Source organism: Streptomyces sp. NPDC058307, assembly GCF_042880295.1.
Taxonomy (GTDB): Bacteria; Actinomycetota; Actinomycetes; order Streptomycetales; family Streptomycetaceae; genus Streptomyces.
In genome coordinates this window covers 121-6,659 of sequence record NZ_JBHVYZ010000129.1, presented here as the reverse complement: position 1 = coordinate 6,659, position 6,539 = coordinate 121, and the positions used below count along the sequence as shown (strand labels likewise).

Here is a 6,539-nt window from a genome sequence, read left to right as displayed (position 1 = left end):
GCGGACCCTGCTGGACAGAGCTTGCTGCAACTGACCGGACAGGGTGCGGTGCTGCACGTAGGTGTGACGGTTCTGCAGACCGAGGGCGACGGCGTCGGCGAGGGCCTGGGCGACGAGCAGCCCGGAGGTGACATCGTCGTCCTGAGCGGTGTCGGGCAGCGCCGGCACGAACACGTTGAGGGCGCCGAGCAGGTTCTCGCGGCAGCGCAGCGGGACCGCGAACGTGGTCGCGATGTCGTGCCTGAGGGCCCGTTCGGTGAAGTCGGGCCAGCGGGCGGCCGCGTGGGCGACCCGTATGGAGACCGGCGGTACGGGTTCTCCCGATCCGTAGCTGTCCAGACAGGGTCCGCCGCCGTGCTGCGCCTCCAGCAACTCCAGCGCCACCTGCTCGTCCCGGCTGCCGGCGGCCAGGGACACCGGCCGGCCGCCGTCGATGAGCATCACCCCGGCCGCCCGCGCGTCGAGCAGCTCCACGCAGCGGTCGCAGACCCGTTGTAAGTACCGGGAGGCCTCGAAGTCCTCGGCCAGGGTGTCCGCCGCCTCCACCAGTGCCGAGGCCAGCCGGATCTCCCTGATGGCATACCGCGTCACTGAGCACTCCCCTCATCGACGAGCGCCCCCGTACGGCGCGCCCCTCCCCCGACCTTCGGGGCTGTAACAGCTCCTGGACAAGGCTCGGGCGAGCTCGTGGGCGGCGCGACCGATGTGTCACGATTGAGACTTGCCACGGTGCACCCAGGGGGGAATTGGATGTACGTCAGCAGGGGGGCCAGGCGGGCGGCCCGGGCACGGGCGTCCGCGGCGGTGCTGGGGGCGGCACTGCTGCTCGCCGCGTGTTCGTCGTCGGGGGAACCGGAGAAGGACGGCGGGGGCGACAAGCCCGGCGCCGGGATCACCCAGCAGCCCAAGGAGGCCGACCCGTTCTGGGTCAACCCGGACGGCAACGCGGCCAGGCAGGTCGCGTCGTACGTCAAGAGCGGCAAGGACGACGAGGCCGAACAGATCCGCAAGATCGCCCAGCAGCCGACCGGCGAGTGGATCGGCACGGAGAACCCGGAGCAGGAGGCGCGCGGCTTCACCGAGGCCGCGGACCGGGCCGGCCGTACGGCCCTCCTCGTCCTCTACAACATCCCGCACCGCGACTGCGGCCAGTACTCCCAGGGCGGCGCCGCCGACGGCAACGCCTACCGGGCCTGGATCGACGGCGTGGCCGCGGGCATCGGCGACCGTTCGGCGACCGTGATCCTCGAACCGGACGCCGTCCTGCACCTGGTCGACGGCTGCACCAAGGACGAGTTCCACGAGGAGCGCTACGACCTGCTCACCGGCGCCGTCGAGAAGCTCGGCGCCCTGAAGAACACGAAGGTCTACCTGGACGCGGGCAACGCGGGCTGGGGCCACCCGGACCAGATCTTCGAACCCCTGAAGTGGGCCGGCATCGCCAAGGCCGACGGCTTCTCGGTGAACGTCTCCAACTTCTACTCCACCGAGGACTCCATCACCTACGGCAAGCAGCTCTCCGCCAAGGTCGGCAACAAACACTTCGTCATCGACACCAGCCGCAACGGCAACGGCCCCTACACGTCCGGCGACGAGAACGAACGCTGGTGCAACCCACCGGGCCGGGCCCTGGGGGAGACCCCGACCATAAAGACGGCGGACCCCCTGGTGGACGCCTACCTGTGGGTCAAGCGCCCGGGGGAGTCGGACGGCGAGTGCAAGGGCGGCCCGAAGGCCGGTCAATGGTGGCCGACCTATGCCTTGAAGCTGGCAGCGGCTTCGACTCCTTAGGGGCGCGTGGCTGTATCGATTTGCGGCTCCGCCGCGTGGGCGCGACCCGCCACAACGCTCCCGCACCCAAGAACAAAGGTGCGGGAGCGTTGCAGTGCTGTTGCAGTGCTAAGGAACTCGAACCCACTGTGCCTTCGACGGCGTCCCCTGATCGTCATCGACGAACAGCATGTACCACCCCGACTGAACCAAGTTCCTGTTTCCCGGCACCGTCACCTTCACCTTGTCCCCGGACACCGTGAACTTCAGCTCGATCGACCGCTGATCCACATCCGTCACATGAGTCGACGCACTCGGCCGGATCAACCGCACCTTCTTGATCACAGAAGCCTGCGGAGAGGTGAACGTCCCGGAGCCACCCCGAGCGATCGTCTGCGGCCCTCCGGACAGCGAAGGCCGAGAATCCCGGTACAGATAAGGCGGCGTATAGATCTCGATCCGCTGCTCGAAGACACCCGGCTTCGTGTTCGCCTTGTCCCCGTACAGCGAGTCCGACCCGAAGAACATCACCCGCCCGTCCGGCAACAGCAGTGACCCGGAGTGGTAGTTGCGCCCCACCAACGGATCGGCCACCGACTCGAACGTGTTCGTGTCCGGGTGGTACAGCCGAGCCTGGTGGATGTTGGAGTCACCGCGCCCGCGATAGTCCTCCGACCCTCCGGACACCAGCACGCTGTCGTCGGGAAGGATCGAGGTCTGCGGATACCGCGTCCCCTTCTCCAGCGTCGGCCCGTCCACGAACTTCGGGCTGTCCGCCTTCATGTCCACGATCCGCGTCCTGTTGCTGGACAACTTGGACTCGCCGACCCCGCCGCCCCCGATCACCATGAACTTCTCGTCCTGCGCGGGCGGCAGCAGTACGGTCCCGGAGGTCTCCATCCTGTCGGCGTCGCTGAGCCCCGGGATCTTCGTGAACTTGTTGGTGTCCACGTCCCAGATGCCCGGCACCCGGCCCACGTTGTCCGGCCCGTACCCCGCGTTGGACCCCGAGTAGAAGACCTTGCCGTTCTGCAGGAGGAACAGCGCGGGGTACGTCGGGAACTGGCGGACCGTCGGCAGGTACGTCCACTTCTTGGTCTTCGGGTCGAACACCTCGTTCTTGCCCGGCACCAGCTGCCCGATGTCGTCGAGCCCGGAGACACTGAGGACCTTCCCGTCGCTCAGGGTGGTGAGCGTCGGATACCAGCGGGCCTCCTTCATCGGGTCGACCTTGATGTACTTCTCGGCGACCGGATCGAACTCGAATGCGTCCCGGATCCCCTGGAAGTCCTTCTTGTCGAGCGCGAGCTTCTGCGCGATGCCGTAGGTGTTACGGGCATCGGCCCCGGTCAGACCCTGGATCCGGTAGTTGTCCTGGGTACCTGTCTCGTACTTGGCGCCGCTCTTCTGTGCCTCGACATAGATCCGTCCGAGCCCGGGGTCGTTGCGCAGGAACTTCCCGGTCTTCTTGTCGAAGACCTTCGTGGCCCGCTCGACGACGACCGGGTCCCTCGACACGAACGTCCTGCCGTTCTCCTTGCCGGTGAACTTGGTACCCGCAGGCAGGGTGATCGGCTGGTCCGGGTTCTCGTTGTGGACGATCATCAGGCCGCCGGCCTTGGTGACGTCACCCTTGAGCTTCTCGTACCGCTTGGTGCCACCGGCGATCAGCAGATTGCCGTTCGACAACTGGGTGTGCCCCGTACAGAACAGGTCCTTGGGCGTGGGCACCTTCTTGATCGTGCCCTTGACCGGGTCCCAGATCCGGGTGTCGAACCTCTTCGCGTCGAAGTTGTCCTGGTTGTTGCCCGAACCTGCCACCAGCAGCACCTTCCCGGTGCGCAGCAGCGCCGCGTGGATGGTGTTCTGCCGGTACTTCTCGGGGAAGTCGACGATCTCCCACTTGCCGTTCTCGGCTTTGTACTCGGGCTTGTTGATCTGGTACTGGTGGTATTTCGCAGTCCCGAAGCGGAGCAGCCACGGGCCGTTCATCCCGGCCAGCGCGAGCACCACCGCCGTACCGATCGCGAGTCGACGGGCACGGCGGCCGCCTGCACTGTCGTTCATTCCTTACGTCCCCCAAGTCCACCGAGGGCGATCTGCATGGTCTGGTCGTTGCCCTCGTCGTGCGTGTTCGAGTCGGCCCAGCTCGGCTTGTCCGCCGGTGCGTGCTGAGCGGGAGCGTGCTGGGCGGCCGGCAGCGGCTGCGGCTGGTACTGCTGGTGCGCCGGAACCTGAGCCGGAACCACGGTCTCCTGCGGTGCGGTGGCGGGCTTCTTCTTCGCCTGGCGCAGCATGTGCCGCCAGGTGAAGATCGGTGTCGCGGTGATCAGCATGGCGAAGGTCGCCCAGGTGATCATCGCGGGGTGGGAGTGCCCGAGGGCGATACCGGCACCGATCGAGCCACCGAAGATCGCGATGAAGTACCAGTGGTAGCGGAAGGTCGCGAACCACCGGTCGGGGCTGGCCGAGTCGCCCTTGGGCGTCACCACGAACTTGCTCTTGCGCCGCAGCAGCGAGTCGACCAGCGCCTTGGCGTACAGCGGGGCGGACAGCGCCGACATCACCATGCCGGCCACGCCACCGGAGCCCTCCGGCTCGTGCGGGGAGACGTTGTGGCGGCGGTTCCAGATGTACAGGCCGATCTGGAGCGCGGAGGCGTTGCCGTAGAGCATCAGCCACACGGTCGGGTCGATGTTCACACCCGAGGCGCCCAGGCCCAGGAACAGCGCGCAGCTCAGGGCCGCGAGGATCCAGTTGAGGGCGGACATCGGGTAGAAGATGATCATCATCGTGTAGTTGAAGAGCTTGCCCGGCGGCAGCGAGTACCAGCCCTTCCAGTACTGCTTGAGGATCGTCTCGTACGTCCCGCGCGACCAGCGCATCTGCTGGGTGAAGAAGTCCGTCCAGGCGCTCGGCCCCTCACCGACCGCGAGCACGTCCGGGGTGTAGACCGAACGCCACTTGCGGCCCGTGGCCGGATTCTTGTGGCGGTGGATCTCGAATCCGGTCGCCATGTCCTCGGTGATCGAGTCGTACAGCCCGCCGATCTGCTTCAGCGTCTTGATCCGTACGGCGTTTGACGTCCCCACGAACATCGGGGAGCCGTACTTGTTGCCGGCGCGCTGGATCAGCGCGTGGAAGAGGAACTGCTGGGACTCGGCGGCCTTGGTGACGAAGTTGTCGTAGTTGCCGTAGACCTGCGGGCCGATCACGAAACCGATGTCCGGGTCGCGGAAGTAGCCGAGCATCCGCTCCAGGTAGTTGGGCAGCGGCACGTGGTCGGTGTCCACGGAGGCGAAGAAGTCGTACTGGTCGCCGTGCGCGTCCAGCCAGGCGTTGTAGTTGCCGTGCTTGGTCTTGGCGCGGTGCGGGCCCTTGGGCTGGTTCCACTTCTCGACGCCCTTGCGGGAGAAGTGGTGCACGCCGAGCCGGGCGCACACCTCCTTGACCGCCGGGTCGTCGCCCTCGTCCAGGAGCCAGACGTGCAGGAGGCCGCGATGGCGGATCTTCACCGCGGCTTCGAGTGTCCTGGTCACCATCTCCAACGGCTCCTTGCCGGGCACGAAGGAGGTGAGGAAGGCCACTCTGGTCCCGGTCTCGGGCACCACCGGGACCGGGTCACGGGCGACCAGGGTGGCGTGCGCGTTGGACAGGACGTTCATGCAGCGGAAGAACTCGATCAGGCCGATCGAGACGAGCATGACGATGTCCAGGGCCGGAAGCCACGAGAAGGCCGGGTAGTCGCGCTCGGTCCAGTGCTCGGGCTGCAGCAGCCAGCCCAGCAGGACCAGCGAGAGCAGCGGGGCCGCGGCGAGCATCAGGGCGACCCGGATGCGGTGCGGCTCCTGCGAGATCAGCGAGCGGTACTGGACCTTGTAGGGCTTGCCCGGGTCGGGCTGTGTAAGGGGACCGGCCAGTCTGCTGTAGTGCTCGTAGTCGTACTTCGGAAGTGTCTTCTTTATCCGGCCCAGTGTGCCGGTCCGGTGCGAAGGCAGCCTGAGCTGAGTGGTGTCGGACGGGTCGAAATTCTGCCGGGCGCCCGTCGGCGTCGACGTCATGAGTCATCCCCCCACACGCGGACAGGCCGCGTGTCGTCGTTTCCTTACGTCCGAGCTGGTCCCCCTCGACCATTTCGGACGTATCAGTGGTGGCCGCAGTCACCACAGTCCTCACAGCATGAGACAGGTAACAGCGGCCTTCCGGTTGCAGACGCCCCCTCCGGCATCATCAGCGGCGGGGCCCCTTTTTTCCCCGCAACACCGGCAACCGTCTCCTTGCCCCCCAACTGCCGCGTATACGCAGCATCTTGAAAACCAGGGTTCTACGGTGCTCATCATGATCGCAAGATGCGAAACACGGTGTTTACCGGTCATACGCGTTCATTGTGGCTCGTGTGGGTGCCCCACGCGGTCGTCGCGGACATCCGTACGGCCCCCGGACCGGTCCGGTTCACCCTATTTCACGCAGGAAGGCCCCCCGCCGAAGCGAGGGGCCTTCCATGTCGGTGCGTCGCCCCTGTGCGCCACAGTGGCTCGGCCGGCTCGGCCAAACATTGAAGGCCCCCCGCTTTGACGGGGAGCCTTCAATCGTCGGTGCGCCGCCAGGGACTCGAACCCCGGACCCGCTGATGCTGCATCTTCCGGGGGCAACCCCCGGACCCCCGGCCGCCCTGCCCTGCCCTGCCCTCAAGCATTGAAGGCCCCCCGCTTTCACGGGGAGCCTTCAATCGTCGGTGCGCCGCCAGGGACTCGAACCCCGGACCCGCT

4 protein-coding genes are annotated in these 6,539 nt (G+C 66.8%); 1 reads left to right on the top strand and 3 read right to left on the bottom strand.

Annotated elements, in window-relative coordinates; genetic code table 11:
• Positions 1-591 (bottom strand): GAF domain-containing protein (locus ACFVYN_RS40795; protein WP_390007869.1); only part of this gene is annotated, 591 nt, incomplete at its 3' end.
• A 159-nt stretch (positions 592-750) separates the two neighbouring features.
• Between ACFVYN_RS40795 and ACFVYN_RS40790 the strand changes: the two genes are divergently transcribed.
• On the top strand, positions 751-1,791 hold the full coding sequence (locus ACFVYN_RS40790) for a glycoside hydrolase family 6 protein (RefSeq protein ID WP_390007866.1): 1,041 nt from the start codon (positions 751-753) through the stop codon (positions 1,789-1,791).
• Positions 1,792-1,899: 108 nt separating this feature from the next.
• Here ACFVYN_RS40790 and ACFVYN_RS40785 read toward each other — a convergent pair whose 3' ends face one another.
• Together ACFVYN_RS40785 and ACFVYN_RS40780 are read right to left on the bottom strand one after the other, a co-directional pair.
• Positions 1,900-3,837, bottom strand: a complete 1,938-nt coding sequence (locus tag ACFVYN_RS40785) for a galactose oxidase-like domain-containing protein (protein WP_390007863.1) — start codon at positions 3,835-3,837, stop codon at positions 1,900-1,902.
• Positions 3,834-5,831 carry a glycosyltransferase family 2 protein gene (locus tag ACFVYN_RS40780; RefSeq protein ID WP_390007860.1) on the bottom strand — a complete coding sequence of 666 codons (1,998 nt, stop codon included), beginning with the start codon at positions 5,829-5,831 and terminating at the stop codon, positions 3,834-3,836. The genes ACFVYN_RS40785 and ACFVYN_RS40780 overlap by 4 nt, the downstream gene beginning before the upstream one ends.
• Positions 5,832-6,539: the final 708 nt, after the last annotated feature.

Bases quoted from the DNA above. Each gene is read 5' to 3' on its own strand.
- ACFVYN_RS40790 (WP_390007866.1), top strand. From the start codon at position 751: ATGTACGTCAGCAGGGGGGCCAGGCGGGCGGCCCGGGCACGGGCGTCC.
- ACFVYN_RS40785 (WP_390007863.1), bottom strand. From the start codon at position 3,837: ATGAACGACAGTGCAGGCGGCCGCCGTGCCCGTCGACTCGCGATCGGT.
- ACFVYN_RS40780 (WP_390007860.1), bottom strand. From the start codon at position 5,831: ATGACGTCGACGCCGACGGGCGCCCGGCAGAATTTCGACCCGTCCGAC.